Here is a 17,204-nt window from a genome sequence, read left to right on the forward strand (position 1 = left end):
CGCCCTGAACATCAATTCACCATTTCACCACTTCACCATTTCACTTTTTCCCCTGTAACCGGGCCAGTACGGCTTCGGTGCTGTATCCCTGCACCGTGAATTCCTTGAGGCCGAAAATATGCGTGGCTTCCTGCATGGTAGCCAGGTCGGCGGTGAGCAGGGCCGGCGCAATAAAGTTGGGCTCATCAATAGGCACATGACTGATGGCCCGGGCCAGGCGGCCAAACTGCTCGGGCGTAGCATACATCAGCGTGGCTTCCTCGGCGGAGGAAAACAGTACCGACAACGTGCCCTCGGGGTGAGATTTGTGCAGCTCGGTACGGTCGGCTTCCGGCAGCGTCATCAGAAACGACTCCAGGATGGTCTGGTTGGTGTGGGCACCCAGCAGCACCAGCGCCGCCCGCTTCTTCTTTTTCTCCCGGCGCTCAAAGTGCAGGGCCGTGGCCAGTCGCAGCACCTCGGCCGGGTAAGTGGCGCGGGTGCTGTCGAAGTCCCGGCTGCGCAACAGGCGCTTGGGGTTGTAGTCGAACTTCTCGTTGGGGTTGTGAAATTTGTTGGTGCCTACTACTACCTGCTCACCGTTGGCAATACGCCGGAACTGAGCCTGGGCCGAGGTATGCAGCTCCTGCAGCACGAAGCCCGTGGCCGCCGGCAGGCCACCCTGCGCCTGAATTTTCTGAAACAGAGCCCAGCCTTCCCGGGCCAGCTGGTCGGTGAGGGTTTCCACGTAGTAGGAGCCAGCGGCGGGGTCCTGCACCCGGTCGAGGTAGGCTTCCTCGCGCAGGAGCACAGGCAGGTTGCGGGCCAGCCGCTCGGCAAACTCGTTGGGCGCGTGAAACAGGCAGTCGAAGGTACCCACGCTCACCGCGTCGGCGCCGCCCAGCACGGCGCTCATGGCCTCGGTGGTGGTGCGTAGCAGGTTGGTGTGCGGGTCGAGAGTAGTCTGGCTCCAGGTGGCCGTGCTGGCAAAAATGGTGAGCTGCTGGGCTGCTTCGGCGGGCAGGCCGTAGGCGTGCAGCAGGGTAGCCCATAGCTTGCGCAGGGCCCGGAGCTTGGCAATTTCGAAGAAGTAGTTTGGGCCCACGGCTACGTGCAGGTGCAGGGCCGCCGCCACCTCGGCCACCGCAAGGTCGGCCGTGGGCAACTCGCTCAGGTAGGCGGCGGCTGTACTTAGTGCAAAAGCAAGTTGTTGGGTAGCGGTGGCGCCGCGGTTGCCATAAAAGGCCACATCCAGGCCCAATACCTTGAAGGCGGGCCAGGCGCGGGCGGTTCGCACGGCCTCCCGTACCTCGTCCAGCTGGGCCGCCAGATCCGGCGCGTGCCTAGTTACCGGGTCCGATACCAGAAACCCCCGGGGAGGCGACGGCAGGGCTGCTAACCGCTGCAGCAGGCCGGATACTCCCCCCCGCACTGTGTAGCCCACGTACGTGGTTGCCAGCGGCATCCGCTGTTGCAGGTAGTCGGTATCAAAGCCTTCGGAGTGGCCCAATACGAAGTGGGCACCTTCGGCGCCGCGCTCCAGGGCTTCCGCTGCCCGCCGAATGGCACCGTGGCCGCGCTCCAGGGCGGGTACTGAGTAGGTGGGCACGTTGCGCCAGTGGGTGGCCGGCCGGGCCAGAGGGGAAGGCCAGCCGCCTAAGGCCTGAAGCGCCTCCTGATGATAAAAGGGCTGTACCACAAACCCATCGGGGGTGGTCCAGGTGAGGGAGGCGGGGTCCTGGCCTTTCAGGTCGCGGGCAATGCGCTCCTGCCACTGGGCGGTGGTAACGGCGTCAAACTCAGAAAACGAAACAGGCGCAGAGCGCAGCGAATCGGCCATAATACGGCGGGGTGGGGGTGGGAAACTGGGCCTGGGGAGGCGGGCTAAAGATACCGGTTCGGGACGGGAATGCCGCCGGGCGCAGCCGGTTCTTGCGGAGGCACACGTCCGGAAGTATCTTTGCAGCCCTTTTACCAAATCCCTTTCGCCGGCCCGGCCCGCATTGTTTTATCAACCATGAAAAAGTGCTTATTCCTGCTGTCCTCACTGGCAGTATCCTCAGTGGCAATAGCACAAACTAATTTTCAACCCGGTTATGTAGTACCCCTGAGTGGCGACACGCTACGGGGGGAGGTAGACTCGCGGGGCGAGCTGCGGGGCGCAACGCTGTGTCGGTTCCGGGCTTCCGCCCAGGCAGATGCCACCGAATACAAACCGGGCGAAATCAGGGGGTATGGCTTCGATGCCGGCAACTCGTACCGAACGGCAATGCTGCCAAACGCTGCCCGTACACCAGCCTTTTTGCAGGTACTGGCCGACGGAAAGCTGACGTTGCTGCGGTATACCAACGAAAACGAGAACAAGCAGTATTATGCTCAAACAGCCAGCGCACCATTGCTACAGCCGTTGATACAGCGCGATACAATTGTACTGCAGATCAATCCGCAAACTCAGGCCGAAAATAGGGTCAGCACCCGGGTTTATCCGTTCCGTAATGTGCTGTGGCAGCTTATGGCCGACTGCCCAACGGTGCAAACTTCCTTAACTCGTCTAGAGCTCCAGGAGGCGCGCCTGGTGAAAACGGTTACCGCCTACAATACCTGTGTTGGCGGCCCGCAATACGTCATTCGCAAGCAAACCAATAAGGTTCGGGTTGGCGTTTTTGCAGGGGTCTATCGGGCCAATGTCACGTACAAGGACGACAAACAGTATTTTGATCTTACCTCCGATGCGTTGCCCTCATTTGGCCTGGCACTGCACCTGAAGCCCGCCAGCTTCAATCCTCATCTTTCGCTGCTGGCAGAGCTGTGGTTTACCCGGCAGAAATATAGCACTACCTACGATGGCGTGGGGCCGCTGGGCCCTGGCTATGAGCGCACGTTGAAAGTGGATATTGCCTCTATTGGTGTGCCTCTGTTACTACGGTATAGCCTCACGAAAGGCATCGTTCGGCCGTATGTGCAAGCCGGATTTGTGTTCAAGCAGAATATCAAGAACGAGGCGGAGAAATCAGATTATCTGCCTCGCTTCTCCTCCGACCGAACTACCACTGCCATAGATTTGAAGTCCTACAACATTGGCGGCTTGTTTGGAGTTGGGGTTACTATTCCAACGGGCTCCAAAGGCAGCATCAACCTGGAGGGCCGGCTGGATAAGCTCGACAGTACTTCCTCGGCCGCGGGCATTATCTCCAACTCGCGCGGGTTGTCGTTGCTGGCCGGGTACACGTTCGGTCAGTAGGCAAGCACCCTTGCTTCCGCGCAGGCCCCGGCCGGGCCGATACGTTTTATGCATGTGTCGGCCCGGCCGGGGCCTGCGGCCTTCGTGGGCCAGCCTGTCAACTCCCGCCTCACTGCCGTATCTTTACGGCTTGCTTTCCTCTTTTTCCTGATTCCATGCAGTTTCTTCGTTCCCGCGTAGCAGCGCTGGGCCTGTTGGCAGCAGTGGCAGTGGCTTCATCCTGCCAGCGCGGTGCTTACGTGCCCAAGGCCCAACTGGCTCCTGTTACAGCTCAGCCCGTAGGCAGCACTTTGGCCGACAATGCCCAGGCCGCGGCCACCATTGCGCCCTACCGCCAGCGGGTAACCGAGCAGATGACGGCCGTATTGGGGCAGGCACCGGCCGCCATTACCAAGAACAGCGGCGAGTCGCCCTTGGCCAATTACGTGGGCGATATTCAGCGGGTACGGGCCAGCCGGGAGCTGGGCAAACCGGTCGATTTGGGCGTAATGTCGAACGGGGGGCTCCGGGCACCGCTACCCGCCGGGGCCGTTACCATGGGCTCCGTGTTTGAGCTGATGCCCTTCGAAAACGAACTGGTGGTGCTGGATGCCTCCGGGGCGGTGGTGCAGCAGCTGTTCGACTACGCGGCTCGCATCAAAATGGCTGTTTCAGGTGCTACCTACACCGTTACGGCCGATGGTAAGCCACAGAACATCCTCATCAACGGCCAGCCCTTCGACGCAGCCCGCACGTATACCATTGCCATTTCCGACTACCTGGCTGGTGGCGGCGACAATATGGTATTCTTTAAGCCCATTAAGCCCCGGGGTACGGGCGTACTGCTGCGCTCTGCCATTGCCGAGTACATTCAGGAGCAGACCAGACAGGGCAAATCCATCGAGGCCAAAGTAGAAGGCCGGGTGAAGAGTAACTGAGCAACTGCGTATCTGAATAATCGTTCTACTGGCGCAAATGACGCAGGTATCCGTTCGATTATTCAATTCGTCAGTCAGTCAAGTGCTTAGCTACTCCATTCTCAGTTACTCAACTACTCAGTTACTCTTCCATGAAGCGTCGCGAATTTCTGAAATATACCGGCCTGGGGGCTGCTTCTGTGGGGCTGCTGGGGGCTGCGGCACTGCCGGCTGCGGCTGCCGATAAAAAGGCCGTGCGCCTTACCATTCTGCACACCAACGACATGCACTCCCGCATCGAGCCTTTCCCCAGCAATGCGGCTCAGTGGGCGGGCATGGGTGGCATGGCCCGGCGCGCTACGCTCATCGAGCAAATCCGGCAGCAGGAGCCCAACGTGCTGCTGCTCGATTCCGGCGACATCTGGCAGGGCACGCCGTATTTTAACTTCTTCCAGGGGGAGCTGGAGTACAAGCTCATGAGCCAGATGGCTTATGATGCCAGCACCCTCGGCAACCACGACTTCGACAATGGCCTGGAGGGCCTGCAGAAGCAGCTGCCCAACGCCACGTTTCCCTTCCTGATTGCCAACTACGACTTCTCCCAAACCATTCTGGCGGGCAAGTTTCAGCCGTATAAGGTGTTTGAGAAGCAGGGAATCCGCATTGGTGTGTTTGGGCTGGGCATCGAAATGGCCGGACTGGTGGCCGACAAAAACTTTGGAGCCACCAAGTACCTCGACCCCGTAGCCGTGGCCAAAGACATGGTAACCAAGCTGCGCGGCCCCGAGCGGTGCGACCTGGTTATCTGCTTGTCCCACCTGGGCTACAAGTACGAGTCGGCCAAGCTCGACGACCGGAAACTGGCGGCCCAGGTTAGCGGCATCGACCTGATCCTGGGGGGGCATACCCACACTTTCCTAGAGAAGCCCGAGCCCATTGCCAGCCCCAACGGCCAGCCGACGCTCATCAACCAGGTGGGCTGGTCCGGCATCAACCTGGGCCGCCTCGACTATGCCTTTGAGCACGGTACCCGCCGCCCCACGGTGGCCGCCTCGGCGGTAGTGCCCATCCGGCAGGCCTAGCCCGGCTGCCTGTGGGCGCTTACCTGGCCGGGCTCCATTCGGGTGGTTTTCCATCCTTGGGCCGGGCTGCTTTTAGCATCAGTTTTTTGCGAAAAAAATACCTGACTCCGAAAAAAAATCGTTGAGTCAGATCCAGGCACGGGTGTGAGCGGTAAGTGGTAAAAGCGTGTAAAATGCAAGAGCCAGAAGTTTTTTTTGTCTCAGGAGTTTTCCACATTTTTGTCTCCCCCTAGAAAAAATGGGTGCCCTCACGCCCGTTGCCAAGCTGTCGTTTCTCCCATCTGCGCACCAGTTGCTTTTGTCCTATCGTATTGATGCTCAAAGATTGTCGAACCGTATGGGCCAACTGTCTTCGTGTCATCAAGGCAACGATTGGTGAGCAGAGTTTCCGGACCTGGTTTCAACCCATTGTGCCGGTGCAGCTCCACAATAACATCCTGCTGATTCAGGTACCCAGCACCTATTTCTACGAGTTTCTGGAGGAGCACTACGTGGAGGAGCTGAAGCGGGCCATCCACCAGGAGCTGGGGCCCGAGGGGCGCCTGGAGTACAGCATTGTGGTAGACCAAGGCAATGCCCAGCAGAAACCCCGGACTCTGAACCTGCCTACGGCCCGCAAATCGGCGGGACCAGCCCAGGCCGCTACCCCGGCCGCCACGGCAATGGCCGCCAGCGCCCTCACGGCCTCGGCCCGCAACGTAGCGGCGGCGGCCGTGTCGCCGGCACCCACGCCCCCCACGCTGCGCAACCCCTTTGAGGCCAGCAAAACCATTGAGCGGGATTATTTGAAGTCCCAGCTTAACACAACGTACACCTTCGAAAATTATATCGAGGGCGATTGTAACCGCCTGGCCCGCTCGGCCGGCCTCGCGGTGGCTAACAAGCCCGGTACCACCTCCTTTAACCCATTAATGGTGTACGGGGGCGTGGGCCTGGGTAAAACCCATTTGGTGCAGGCCATCGGCAACCACATCAAGGCCACCAATACCGACAAGTTCGTGCTCTACGTGTCGGCGGAGAAGTTTACGAACCAGTTCATCGAGAGCCTCCGCTCCAACCAGGTGCAGGACTTCGCCAACTTCTACCTGCTGGTGGATATCCTGATTCTGGACGACGTGCAGTTTCTGTCGGGCAAGGACAAGACCCAGGAAATGTTCTTCCACATTTTCAACCACTTGCACCAGGCCGGTAAGCAAATCGTCATGACCTCCGACCGGCCCCCGCGCGACCTGGTGGGCCTGGAGGACCGGCTGTTGTCGCGCTTCAAGTGGGGCCTCACCGCCGACCTGCAAAGTCCCGATTTCGAGACGCGCATGGCCATCATTCAGAACAAGATGCAGCAGGATGGTATTGACATTCCGCCGCAGGTGGTGGAGTATCTGGCCCATTCCGTGAACACCAACGTGCGGGAGCTGGAGGGTGTGCTGATTTCCCTGGTGGCCCAGAGTAGCCTCAACCGCCGCGAAATTGACCTGGAAATGGCCAAGCAGGCCCTGCGGCATATTATTGAGGAAGTGGAGGCTGAAGTCAACCTCGACTTCATTCAGAAAACCTGCGCCGAGTACTTTGGTGTGTCGTTGGAGTTGCTCAAGGCCAAAACCCGCAAGAAGGAAGTGGTAACGGCCCGGCAGGTGGCCATGTACTTTGCCAAGGAGCACACCACCCATTCCCTTAAAAGCATAGGCCACCACTTTGGGGGCCGCGACCATAGCACCGTCATTCACTCGGTACAAACCGTATCGGACCTGATTGACTCGGATAAGTCGTTTCGCAGCACTATTGTGGAGCTACGCAAGAAATTTGCCGGCAAGTAGTAGGGTAGTGCCTGCGTCATTGCGAGGCATGTGGCGCATCAAGCCAGCGCCCGAAGCAATCCGTCCTTTTCAAGGTGACAAGTTCCGACCTATTTTAAAGACCTTGATAGTGGAACGGATGTAGAGACGCGACACTTCGCGTCTTCCATCAGAACGGCACAGCCGAACCGTTCAACGCCGAGACGCGAAGTATCGCGTCTCGGCTACATACAAAAGCCCCTGCCGTTCCACACAGCAGGGGCTTTTCACTTTTTTATATTTCTACCTGAGAAAAAGACGGATTGCGTCGTTTTCTCCTCGCAATGACACTTAACTCAGCCGCTCATTCACTGCTACTGCACGTCGCGCAGGGCGATGTTGTGCTTGGCAGCAAAAGCGCGTACCTGCTCACGCATGATGCGCTTGCGCTTGGCTCCTTTCACCTGACGCAGGCTCAGCGCATAGGTGCCGCCTTCTTTCAGCTGCAAGCGTAGCTGCTGCGGGGCCAGCTCCAGGCTGGCAATGGTTTCGGCCGGAAAGGCTTGCTTGGGCCGGAACAGCCCATCTTTATGCACAATGTAGGCAGGCGTAAACTCCAGGTAGCTCTGCGTACCGAAAACGGGGGCGTTATGCACCAGCACGTACCCCACGTACACCAGGCTGAACAGCAGAAACAGAATGTGCAGAAACTGAAAGTCGCTGGCCCCCGCTCCCGTTACAATAAGCGCCACCGTATAACCAATCCAGAGTAAACCCAGAAAGAGCTGCCCCCAGAATGGGATGCGCTGCGTATTGGCGGGCTGAAGACGAATGCGGGTAGAGTCAGGGTTCATAGAGGCAGTAAAGTCGCTAGGGCCCGCAAAAGTAAGGAGTTGGCAGTTAGGAGTTGCATACTGCCAGGAGAACAGCATTGTGTGGAGAAATACATTCCTGAGAATTAGTATTCTGAATGTAGCGAAGCCAAGGAATGATGGTTCACGGGCACGACGCGCTGATAGGCAGCCGCTTATTTCAGCTTGGCTGAAGCCAGCTCCATTTCGGGCACGGCTTTCAGCAGCACCGAAATGGGGCAGTTTTCCTTGGCTTTCTCAGCATACTGCTGAAACTCTTCCTGCGTCAGACCCTCTACCTCGCCTTCGGTAGTCAGGCTGATTTTGACCACCTTCGGAGCCTCGCCAGAGGTATCGAGCGTTACCTTCGACTCGGTGCGGATTTGCTTCACCTGCTTGCCATCCTTGGTCAGAATGCTGGTCAGGAACATGGTGTAGCAGCCAGCGTGGGCCGCGCCAATCAGCTCCTCGGGGTTGGTGCCCTTCTGGCCCTCAAACCGCGCACCTACCGAATACGGTGCTTGTACGGTGCCACTCTGGGTGGAAATTTCGCCGCTGCCTTTAATGTCGCCGTTCCAGACGGCCGTGCCACGTTGGTTGATCATGAGAGGAAATGAGATAGTGAAAGGTGAAGTTGTGCAAAGAAGCAGATACGGAAGCCGGGCGGAAAAGATAGTGTTGCGGCATCAGCCTGCACTAACCAGGAGTGTATCTTTGACAAGCTGTAAGCGTGAAATTGAACCAGCAGCTCCCTATTTCACCATCTCACTATTTCACCGCTCATGGGCCTGAAATCTACCTTGAGCCAACCTTTGGCCGCCTACATAGTCCGCCAGTACGCTCAGTGGCAGCAGGACCCCATCGGGACCCAGCAGCGGGTGTTGCGCGGGTTGCTGGCCCAGGGTGCCCGCACGGCTTTCGGCCAGGACCATTGCCTACACAACGCCCGCACGGCCCAGGACCTGGCCTGGCAGGTGCCCGTGCGCGACTATGAGGCCTTGAAGCCCTACTTTGAGCGGGTAAAGGCTGGGGAAGCCAATGTGCTCTGGCCCGGTAAGCCCCTATACTTGGCCAAAACCTCCGGCACCACCTCCGGCGCCAAATACATCCCGCTGACCCGGGACAGCATCCCCAACCACATCAACGGGGCCCGGGATGCGCTGCTCCACTACGTACACCGTACCGGCAAAAGCCGGTTTCTGGATGGCAAGCTGATGTTTCTGTCGGGCAGCCCGGAGCTGGAAACAGTGGGCGGCATCCACACGGGCCGCCTCTCTGGCATCGTAAACCACCACGTGCCGGCCTATTTGCGCCGCAACCAGCTGCCCAGCTACGCTACCAACGTCATTGAAGACTGGGAACAGAAGCTCGACCGGATTGTGGACGAAACCCTGCCCCAGCCTATGACGCTGATTTCGGGGATTCCGCCCTGGGTGCAGATGTATTTCGACCGTATTGTGCAGCGCACCGGCCGGCCGGTGGGGGAGGTGTTTCCGCAGTTCGATTTGTTCGTGTACGGCGGCGTCAACTTTGAGCCCTACCGTAAAAAGCTGCTGGAAACCATTGGCCGGCCCGTGGACAGTGTGGAGCTGTTTCCGGCCTCCGAAGGCTTCTTGGCCTTCCAGGACGAGCCCGGCAACCCCGGCCTGCTGCTGCTGCTGGACGCGGGTATCTTCTATGAGTTCATTCCGGCCGAGCGGTTCTTTGAGAAGAATCCGCCCCGTCTCACCCTGGCCGATGTGGAGCTGGACCGCCAGTACGCTGTAGTGCTCAGCAGCAACGCCGGCCTCTGGGGGTACTCCCTCGGCGACACGGTGCGCTTCGTGAGCCGTTACCCGTTTCGGGTGGTAGTTACGGGCCGCATCAAGCATTTTCTATCGGCCTTCGGGGAGCATGTTATTGGGGAAGAAGTTGAGCAGACCCTGCGCGAGGCCATGCGCCAGCATCCAGAGGTGGAGGTAGTGGAATTCACCGTAGCTCCCCAGGTCAGCGACGACCCCACCGTGCCCTCCCGCCATCAGTGGCTGGTAGAATTCGCCCGCCCGCCCCACGATGCTGCCGCCTTCGCCGCCGCCCTCGATGCCGGCCTGCGCCAGCGCAACACCTACTACGACGACCTGTTGCGCGGCCACATTCTGGCCCCGTTGCAGCTCACGCCGCTGCCGGCCGGTGCCTTCCAGCGCTACATGAAAAGCCAGGGTAAGCTCGGCGGCCAGAACAAAGTGCCCCGCCTCAGCAACGACCGGGTGCTGGCGGAGGGGTTGGTGGGCGTTGGGTAATCTTCTGAGTAGCTCCTTCTGATGAACACCGGTAGTTTACAGATTTTGACATGGGATATTGCTGATAGCACTTATAGTTTCGAGGTAACTATCTGTTTCCAACAATTAGCAACGAAGCTGGATTTCTATGCCGAATGTGACATTTGGCGACAATTCGGGCGGGAGTTGCAAACTTTCCCGTTAAGCCTGACTCATGAAGTTACGCTTCAGATACAGCAAGCTGAAATGGCACTAGAGCTTACAGCCTTTTGCTATGATAACGAGGGGCATGCTGCTTTGCGGGTCATGGTAAATGATAACAGAGTGCAACCGGGACCGTATCGGCTGGAATTTGCCATCCCTACCGACATAGGCGGGTTGAACGAGTTGGGCCGGAAACTCGCTGGCTGGTCTTTGCATGCGTATGATGAGTTTTATGGGGAGTTTCATACAAGCTGACCTTCATGCGCCTGGCTTTCGACCTCGACAATACGCTAATCCGTAACAACTACGCATTTCCACTGGCAAAGCCCTATTGGCCGCTGCTGGCGCGTTTATTCAGCAACGAGGGGTTGCGCCAGGGCATACGAGAAGTGGTGGCCTTTTGTCGGGAGCAAGGCTGGGAAGTGTGGGTGTACACCACGTCGTACCGCAGCAAATGGCATATTCGGCGGCTATTCTGGCTGCATGGCATCCGGTTGGATGGGGTCGTCAATCAGCAGCGGCACGACCGGTACGTTCGGGTCCGGTGTACTAAGCACCCGCCTACTTTTGGCATAGAGTTGCTCGTTGACGATTCGGAAGGCGTACGACTGGAAGGCGAGCGGCACGGTTTCCGGGTGCTGGTGGTGCGGCCAGACGACGAACGGTGGACGGAAGCATTGAAACGCGCGGCGCTAACTGTTGCGTAAGCTGTAGCAGGGGTAGGCTGTATTTAACTTTAGCATCCAAGCACGGTAGCCAGAAGGAGTGTCTTACCTCAGCAACGACCGGGTGCTGGCAGAGGAATCAATGGAAATTGAGTAACCAAGAATCCATTGTTTGTTGCAGTTGAATTTCGATTAGGACTTACACATCAGCCTTTTTAAGCACTGCGAAACACTGCGTAACCCTCTGCGAGACACTGCGAGAAATAAGCATTGCTAATATGTTGCGTAAGTCCTGTCAATACTATTTCGTATGGTATCAGTAAATAGAATCGTATCTGTTCTTCTGGGAGTTACAAGTGCACTCCTCGCCGCTTTTTTCTTCTTAGGAACACCGGAAGGGCACAAGCAACTTCTGCAGGAAGATTTCTGGTCAGTTTTCTTTAGCCGATGGTATGGCTTTGGCGCATTGGGCTTACTAGGAAGCCTAGCCTGCTGGTTGCTGAATGGCTTACTCCGGTTAATGGGTATTGAGCAGAATGTTCAATTAGGGTGGGCGGCTTTAGAATTGAGCATTGGCCCAGTTGTCGGGGCTTTTTTTGGGTACTCTTTTTTTCTGCCTATGGAGTGTCAGCAATGACTAAGCCGCCTGCTTCCTCAACCTTTGCCGGACACAGCACTTAATTAGGTTGGCTTTCGATAAGGTGATTTGCTGAAGATAATATCAAACTAATATGGCAGGCTCTGCTCAACTAATCAAACCCCACCTCCACGCCCTCTGCCTCGCCTATGTGCAGGAGCGCATAGCCGCCTGCCAGGCCGCCATCCGGGCCGCCCAGGAATCGGCAAACTCCGAAACCAAGAGCAGCGCCGGCGACAAGTACGAAACCGGCCGCGCCATGGCCCAGAACGAGCGGGACCGGAACGCCGTGCAGCTGCAGCAGGCCCAGCAGCTCCAGGGCGAGTTACTGCGCATCAACCCCGAAGTACCCTGCGACACCGTGCGGCCTGGGGCCCTGGTGCATACCAGCATGGGTACATTTTACCTCGGTATCAGCGCGGGCAAGCTTACGGTGGAAGGGCAGGACTATTTTGCCGTATCGGCCGCTGCCCCGGTGGCCGCCGCTCTGGCCGGCAAGCGGGCCGGGGAGAAAGCCGTATTCAACGGCAAGCCGGTACAGGTTACGGCCATTGAGTAGAGTACCTGTTCGATAGACAAGACGTGCCAGTTCGCGTTCTGGTGTATGTGAAGCGTTGGTAAGTTGTCATTCCGAGTACAGCGAGGAATCTGAGTGAATTGCTGAAGGACACACCCAGATTCCTCGCTGTGCTCGGAATGACAATCCTTTTTATACCCGCGGCAGCAGCCCCGAGATGCCCCGGATGTTGAGGCGCACGAAGTTGCGCACCCGCTCGAAGCGGGCGTTGGCTTCGTCCAGCTCCTCGTCGGGGTCCAGCTTGGTGGGGCGGTGGGTGTCGAGCAGGGTGAAGACGGTTTCGGCCAGGTCCATGTAGCCCAGAATCATCAGAAACAGCAGTTTCTTGTCGTCTTCCGGGTAAGGTTTCTGGCGTACGGCTTTCACCAGGCTGTCGAGCTGGATGGTTTCGTCCGCGTACAGGTCGCGTAGTGCCGTCCGCTGGTGCTGGTAGTCAAGCAACTGCTGGGGCTGCAGGCTGGCGGCCACGAAGGGAAACGTGGTGGTGAAGCGGGTAGCTGCCTGGAAGTCTTTTTCGGCAGCATACACAGTGCCCAGGTGCTTTTGCAGGCTGACCCACAAGCCGGTGCGGGCTTTATCGAAGGCAGAAGGGGAGGCAGCGGATTCAGTCACGGAAGTAGGTACAGAAAGCAGAAAAGGCAAAGTACGCGGATTTTGGGGCGTTCAGCCAATTGCACATTCGGAGGCCAGAGGGGAGTGGTTTCCTTATCTTATGGCCAAATTCCCTGTTACTCCCTCGCCAAACGCAAGATGCGGCCCCAGCTTCTTCTCCTATTGCTGAGCTGCGTGGCCTGCCAGCCGTCGACTCCAGAGCAGGCGGCACCTGCTGCTACGACCCCGGCCCCTGTCCCCGTACTTGCTCCTCCGCCCCCGAGGGCTGATAATTTCCTTGATTCAGCTTGGTTTACCGTAGCTAAGCTGGATACTTTTTTCGTCGGCAGAGCCAGTGAGAAGCTTTTGCAGCTGACGCCGACTCAGGAAAAACAATTCTTCCAGCAGACGGCCCGGCCCTACAGCCGGTACACGCCCAGCTACTTCTACTCTTTGCAGGAAAACACGCCCAACCGCCAGGAAATTACCGTGCTGACCTACGACGGCGAGTATATGTCTACGTTGTGGCGGTTGGTGTACGATGCTCGTCATCGGCTAATCAGCCGGCAGCGGGTGGCCGGGTACGGAGCGGATGGGGAGCAGCAAACCAGCATAACCGGCCTGTTTGAAACGCCTGCCCGTTTCCGGCAAACCGTCCTGGATAAATGGAGCACCGAGGACTCAACGCTCACCCGGTACGAGGTAGATTCCACCGTCACGCACTACGCCGTGGCGCAGGAGAAATTCCGGCAACTGCGGCAGCGCACCTACAAACGCCAGTACACTCGGCCGTTGAATCCGGAGTAGCCGCCCCGCCTGAACTGCGCGGGCTTCCACTACCTTTGCGCCAGCAGTTCCCGACTCTTTTCTATGTCCTCCGAATTTCCCAAACGTGTGAGTCTGCTGGGCTCCACCGGCTCCATCGGCACCCAGGCCCTGGACGTAGTGCGTGCTCAGCCCGGCCGTTTTCAGGTCACAGCCCTTTCGGCCCAGTCCAATGCCGCGCTGCTTATTGCCCAGGCCCGGGAGTTCCGGCCCGCTGCCGTGGTTATCGGCGAGGAGAGCAAGTACCAGCAGGTGCGCGAGGCCCTGGCCGCTCAGCCCGAAACCGAGGTGCTGGCCGGCGCCGCTGCTCTCACCGAAGTAGCCGCCCGCCCCGACACCGACGTGGTGCTCACGGCCATGGTCGGGTACGCCGGGCTGCTGCCCACGGTGGCCGCCATCCGGGCCGGGAAAGACATAGCCCTGGCTAACAAGGAAACTCTGGTGGTGGCCGGCCAGCTCATTACGGGGCTGGTGCGGGAGCACGGCGTACAGCTGCTGCCCGTCGACTCCGAGCACTCGGCTATTTTTCAGTGCCTGGTCGGGGAGGAGCGCAACCCCATCGAGAAAATCATTCTCACGGCTTCGGGTGGGCCGTTCCGGGGGCGCACCCGCGAGCAGCTGGCCCAGGTAACCAAAGCCCAGGCCCTCAAGCACCCGAATTGGGACATGGGCGCCAAAATCACCATCGACTCGGCTTCGCTGATGAACAAGGGCTTGGAGGTGATTGAGGCCAAGTGGCTGTTCGGTCTGCAAAACGAGCAGATTGACGTGGTGGTACACCCGCAGAGCATCATTCACTCCCTGGTGCAGTTCGAGGATGGCTCCCTGAAAGCCCAGTTGGGCCTGCCCGACATGAAGCTGCCCATTCAGTACGCCCTGGGCTACCCCCAACGCCTGCCCAATCAATTCCCCCGCTTTAGCTTCCTCGACTACCCCCAACTCACTTTCGAGCAGCCCGATACCACCGCTTTCCGCAATCTGGCGCTGGCATTTGAGGCTTTACGCCAGGGAGGCAACGCAGCCTGCATCCTCAACGCCGCCAACGAAATTGCCGTGGCAGCTTTCCTGCGCGACGAAATCGGCTTCCTGGAAATGTCGGAGGTGGTGGAGTCCAGCCTCGCCCGGGTTTCGTACCTTGCTACGCCCTCCCTCGACGATTACGTACTGACCGACCAGGAAACCCGCCGGGTAGCCCAGGAGTTTACCCGCAGCCGCGTCTGACACCCTGACCGGTTTGCAGGAGCTTTTCCGGCTTCGGTGCGTTGTTTGCAGCGGCAGGGACCCCACCCCAACCCTCGCCGCTTCATGCGCGGAATCCTCCGGGAGAAGGGCTCTAGCCTTAGTTTGCTAGAAACCTAGTTTTAGAACTAGAGCCCCCTTTCTTTTGAGGAGGGGTTGGGGTGGGGAAAATTCATCATCACATTACTTCATTTCCGTTGGAAGGACTTATCATGGCCGGGCAAATGCTGCTGGGCCTTTCCATTCTGGTTGGCTTGCACGAGTTCGGACACTTTGCCGCCGCCAAATACTTCAAAATCCGGGTCGATAAGTTTTACATCTTCTTCGACTTTCTGTTTCCGCTGCCCGGGGTAATGAACTTTGCCCTGTTCAAGAAGAAAATCGGGGAGACAGAATACGGCCTGGGCTGGTTCCCGCTGGGCGGCTACGTGGCCATCCACGGTATGATTGACGAAACCCAGGACGCTGACAGCCTGGCTGCCGAGCCGCAGCCCAACGAGTTCCGCTCCAAACCGGCCTGGCAGCGCCTCATCGTGATGCTGGGCGGCATCATCATGAACGTCATTACCGGCATCGTCATCTTCTCGCTCCTGACCTTCAAGTACGGGGAAAGCTACCTGCCGGTAACCGAAGTACGCTACGGGGTGGATGTAAGTGAGCTAGGCAAAAAGCTCGGGTTTCAGCGCGGCGACAAAATCGTGAAGATCAACGGCCAGCCGTTCACCGATTTTGAGGACATCTACGGCGTAGAAGCCCTGCTCGGCACCGATGCCTACTACACCGTCGACCGGAGTGGGCAGCTGGTAGACGTGCCGGTACCCAACAACCTGATGGACGATTTGACGGACGCGAAAGAACGATTCGTGACTCCGTTGGTTGCCTTCACCATCGAGCAGGTATACGCGGGTACCCCGGCGGCCAAGGCGGGCCTGCAGGCCAACGATAAAATTCTGAAAGTAGGCAGTCAGCCCGTGCCCTTCTTCTCGGATTTGCAAAAGGCCCTGCGGGTGAATGCCAATAAGGTAGAGCATCCGTCGCTGTTGCAGCGTTTCCTGAACTGGATTCGGGGCGTCAAGCCTAAGCGCCTCACCTCCAACACCACCACGCTGCTGGTAGAGCGCGCCGGTAAACAGCTCACGCTACCGGTGCTGATTGATGAGGATGGCAAAATTGGGTTTAAGCCCAAGCTGCTGATCAAGGAGGGTGCGCGCAACTACAACTTTGTGCAGTCGGTAGGGGTTGGTACCAAGCAGGCGTTTGCGGTAATAACCACCCAGATTGCGGGCTTTAAAAAGATTTTCAGCGGCGAGGCGTCGCTGAGCAAGTCGTTGGGCGGGCCAGTGGAAATAGCCCAGCAGTACGGTGGGCAGTGGGATTGGCTGCGGTTCTGGACCCTGACCGGTATGCTGTCGATGGTGCTGGCCTTTATGAACCTGCTGCCCATTCCGGCCCTTGATGGCGGCCACGTTATCTTCCTGCTCTACGAAATGATTGCCGGCCGCAAACCCTCCGACCGGTTCCTGGAAAATGCCCAGAAAGTGGGCATGGTCCTGATTCTAAGCTTGATGGCTTATGTGTTGATAATCAAGCAGATTATTAATGCCATTGGTTAACTGCTAAGTACGGCCCTTGGGTCATCGAAAAGCCGTGTTGCCTGCTGAAGGTGGCACGGCTTTTATGCTACCGTACCCGGCTGCAACTTTCGGCCCTGGTTCCCGCCTTTTCCGTCTATGAAATTCTTCCGCTTCCTGTTGCCTTTGGCCTTCCTGCTTACCAGCGCGTTGGTAGCCTGGGCGCACGCCTACCACGCCAGCATCATGGAGCTGCGCTTCAACCCCGGCAAGCAGCGGCTGGAAGTAGCCCTCAAGGTGTTTATCGACGACCTGGAAAAGGAATTGTCGAACGGCAAGCCGGCGCCGGTGCGCACCGATCAACTCAGCCGAACCCAGCTTGATCCGCTGCTGCTGGAACTGCTGCGCCGCTCAGTGCAGTTCAGTACCCGGCCGGGCACCACGCTCCCGCTCACGTTGGTGGGTCTGCAAAAGGAAAAAGACGCCTACTGGCTGTATTTCACGGCCCCGCTGCCGGCCTCGGCCACCGGTGTAACCCTGCGCCACCAGTTGCTGCTGGAGCTGTTCCCCGACCAGATGAACATCGTGAACCTCGAAGCCAAAGGCCAAAAGCAAAGCCTGCTCTTCCGCGACGGAGAGGTGCAGCAGCAGTTGAAGTGGTGAGGGCTGTAAGTGTCATTGCCAAAGTCACGCCGACGCACCCGCCGCTACTGCATCCTTTTCAGAGCCTGTAGTTTTGAAGAACTGAAACGCCCTTGACGTACACACGTCAAGGGCGTTTGCCTGTAGAGACGCGACACCTCGCGTCTCCACGTT

16 protein-coding genes are annotated in these 17,204 nt (G+C 58.4%); 12 read left to right on the forward strand and 4 right to left on the reverse strand.

Annotated features, from left to right (window positions below):
• Positions 1 to 40 precede the first annotated feature (40 nt).
• The gene (locus tag EI290_RS07355; RefSeq protein ID WP_125428222.1) at positions 41 to 1,819 is read right to left on the reverse strand and encodes a methylmalonyl-CoA mutase family protein; all 1,779 of its coding nucleotides are present in this window, start codon (positions 1,817 to 1,819) and stop codon (positions 41 to 43) included.
• 177 nt (positions 1,820 to 1,996) lie between these two features.
• Here EI290_RS07355 and EI290_RS07360 point away from each other — a divergent pair, with 177 nt between their 5' ends.
• From EI290_RS07360 to dnaA, 4 genes are all read left to right on the forward strand, one after another.
• Positions 1,997 to 3,220 (forward strand): porin family protein, encoded by a 1,224-nt coding sequence (locus EI290_RS07360; protein ID WP_185816887.1) that lies wholly within the window; start codon positions 1,997 to 1,999, stop codon positions 3,218 to 3,220.
• A gap of 155 nt (positions 3,221 to 3,375) precedes the next feature.
• The gene (locus EI290_RS07365; protein ID WP_125428226.1) at positions 3,376 to 4,137 is read left to right on the forward strand and encodes a 5'-nucleotidase C-terminal domain-containing protein; all 762 of its coding nucleotides are present in this window, start codon (positions 3,376 to 3,378) and stop codon (positions 4,135 to 4,137) included.
• Positions 4,138 to 4,268: 131 nt separating this feature from the next.
• On the forward strand, positions 4,269 to 5,198 hold the full coding sequence (locus EI290_RS07370; RefSeq protein ID WP_125428228.1) for a bifunctional metallophosphatase/5'-nucleotidase: 930 nt from the start codon (positions 4,269 to 4,271) through the stop codon (positions 5,196 to 5,198).
• Positions 5,199 to 5,512: 314 nt separating this feature from the next.
• Positions 5,513 to 7,012, forward strand: a complete 1,500-nt coding sequence (dnaA, locus tag EI290_RS07375; RefSeq protein WP_125428230.1) for a chromosomal replication initiator protein DnaA — start codon at positions 5,513 to 5,515, stop codon at positions 7,010 to 7,012.
• A 332-nt stretch (positions 7,013 to 7,344) separates the two neighbouring features.
• On the opposite strand, the gene EI290_RS07380 is transcribed toward dnaA, so the two are convergent.
• Positions 7,345 to 7,824 carry a hypothetical protein gene (locus tag EI290_RS07380; RefSeq protein WP_125428232.1) on the reverse strand — a complete coding sequence of 160 codons (480 nt, stop codon included), beginning with the start codon at positions 7,822 to 7,824 and terminating at the stop codon, positions 7,345 to 7,347.
• A gap of 173 nt (positions 7,825 to 7,997) precedes the next feature.
• Entirely contained in the window at positions 7,998 to 8,426 is a 429-nt protein-coding gene (locus tag EI290_RS07385; RefSeq protein WP_125428234.1) for an OsmC family peroxiredoxin, read from the reverse strand.
• 177 nt (positions 8,427 to 8,603) lie between these two features.
• Between EI290_RS07385 and EI290_RS07390 the strand changes: the two genes are divergently transcribed.
• The 4 genes from EI290_RS07390 to EI290_RS07405 all read left to right on the forward strand — a co-directional run bounded on the left by EI290_RS07390 (position 8,604) and on the right by EI290_RS07405 (position 12,144).
• Complete coding sequence (locus tag EI290_RS07390; protein WP_125428236.1) at positions 8,604 to 10,100, forward strand: GH3 auxin-responsive promoter family protein; 1,497 nt, start codon at positions 8,604 to 8,606, stop codon at positions 10,098 to 10,100.
• A 21-nt stretch (positions 10,101 to 10,121) separates the two neighbouring features.
• A complete protein-coding gene (locus tag EI290_RS07395) occupies positions 10,122 to 10,538 on the forward strand; it encodes a hypothetical protein (protein WP_125428238.1) in 417 nt (138 codons plus the stop codon).
• 5 nt (positions 10,539 to 10,543) lie between these two features.
• On the forward strand, positions 10,544 to 10,990 hold the full coding sequence (locus EI290_RS07400) for a hypothetical protein (protein ID WP_125428240.1): 447 nt from the start codon (positions 10,544 to 10,546) through the stop codon (positions 10,988 to 10,990).
• Between the two features lie 689 nt (positions 10,991 to 11,679).
• Complete coding sequence (locus EI290_RS07405; protein WP_125428242.1) at positions 11,680 to 12,144, forward strand: 3-oxoacyl-ACP synthase; 465 nt, start codon at positions 11,680 to 11,682, stop codon at positions 12,142 to 12,144.
• 150 nt (positions 12,145 to 12,294) lie between these two features.
• Here EI290_RS07405 and EI290_RS07410 read toward each other — a convergent pair whose 3' ends face one another.
• On the reverse strand, positions 12,295 to 12,774 hold the full coding sequence (locus EI290_RS07410; protein ID WP_125428244.1) for a hypothetical protein: 480 nt from the start codon (positions 12,772 to 12,774) through the stop codon (positions 12,295 to 12,297).
• 345 nt (positions 12,775 to 13,119) lie between these two features.
• Here EI290_RS07410 and EI290_RS07415 point away from each other — a divergent pair, with 345 nt between their 5' ends.
• From EI290_RS07415 to EI290_RS07430, 4 genes are all read left to right on the forward strand, one after another.
• Entirely contained in the window at positions 13,120 to 13,560 is a 441-nt protein-coding gene (locus EI290_RS07415; protein ID WP_125428246.1) for a hypothetical protein, read from the forward strand.
• A gap of 63 nt (positions 13,561 to 13,623) precedes the next feature.
• Entirely contained in the window at positions 13,624 to 14,799 is a 1,176-nt protein-coding gene (locus EI290_RS07420; RefSeq protein ID WP_125428248.1) for a 1-deoxy-D-xylulose-5-phosphate reductoisomerase, read from the forward strand.
• A gap of 215 nt (positions 14,800 to 15,014) precedes the next feature.
• The gene (locus tag EI290_RS07425) at positions 15,015 to 16,430 is read left to right on the forward strand and encodes a site-2 protease family protein (RefSeq protein ID WP_125428250.1); all 1,416 of its coding nucleotides are present in this window, start codon (positions 15,015 to 15,017) and stop codon (positions 16,428 to 16,430) included.
• Between the two features lie 117 nt (positions 16,431 to 16,547).
• Positions 16,548 to 17,051: a DUF6702 family protein gene (locus EI290_RS07430; RefSeq protein ID WP_125428252.1), complete on the forward strand. Its 504-nt coding sequence runs from the start codon at positions 16,548 to 16,550 to the stop codon at positions 17,049 to 17,051.
• The last annotated feature ends 153 nt before the right edge of the window (positions 17,052 to 17,204 follow it).

Origin of the sequence: Hymenobacter metallilatus, from assembly GCF_003944705.1 — a bacterium.
Taxonomy (GTDB): Bacteria; Bacteroidota; Bacteroidia; order Cytophagales; family Hymenobacteraceae; genus Hymenobacter; species Hymenobacter metallilatus.

Excerpts from the sequence above, each read along its gene's own strand:
- EI290_RS07355 (WP_125428222.1), bottom strand. The coding sequence starts at position 1,819 with ATGGCCGATTCGCTGCGCTCTGCGCCTGTTTCGTTTTCTGAGTTTGAC.
- EI290_RS07360 (WP_185816887.1), top strand. The coding sequence starts at position 1,997 with ATGAAAAAGTGCTTATTCCTGCTGTCCTCACTGGCAGTATCCTCAGTG.
- EI290_RS07365 (WP_125428226.1), top strand. The coding sequence starts at position 3,376 with ATGCAGTTTCTTCGTTCCCGCGTAGCAGCGCTGGGCCTGTTGGCAGCA.
- EI290_RS07370 (WP_125428228.1), top strand. The coding sequence starts at position 4,269 with ATGAAGCGTCGCGAATTTCTGAAATATACCGGCCTGGGGGCTGCTTCT.
- dnaA (WP_125428230.1), top strand. The coding sequence starts at position 5,513 with ATGCTCAAAGATTGTCGAACCGTATGGGCCAACTGTCTTCGTGTCATC.
- EI290_RS07380 (WP_125428232.1), bottom strand. The coding sequence starts at position 7,824 with ATGAACCCTGACTCTACCCGCATTCGTCTTCAGCCCGCCAATACGCAG.
- EI290_RS07385 (WP_125428234.1), bottom strand. The coding sequence starts at position 8,426 with ATGATCAACCAACGTGGCACGGCCGTCTGGAACGGCGACATTAAAGGC.
- EI290_RS07390 (WP_125428236.1), top strand. The coding sequence starts at position 8,604 with ATGGGCCTGAAATCTACCTTGAGCCAACCTTTGGCCGCCTACATAGTC.
- EI290_RS07395 (WP_125428238.1), top strand. The coding sequence starts at position 10,122 with ATGAACACCGGTAGTTTACAGATTTTGACATGGGATATTGCTGATAGC.
- EI290_RS07400 (WP_125428240.1), top strand. The coding sequence starts at position 10,544 with ATGCGCCTGGCTTTCGACCTCGACAATACGCTAATCCGTAACAACTAC.
- EI290_RS07405 (WP_125428242.1), top strand. The coding sequence starts at position 11,680 with ATGGCAGGCTCTGCTCAACTAATCAAACCCCACCTCCACGCCCTCTGC.
- EI290_RS07420 (WP_125428248.1), top strand. The coding sequence starts at position 13,624 with ATGTCCTCCGAATTTCCCAAACGTGTGAGTCTGCTGGGCTCCACCGGC.
- EI290_RS07430 (WP_125428252.1), top strand. The coding sequence starts at position 16,548 with ATGAAATTCTTCCGCTTCCTGTTGCCTTTGGCCTTCCTGCTTACCAGC.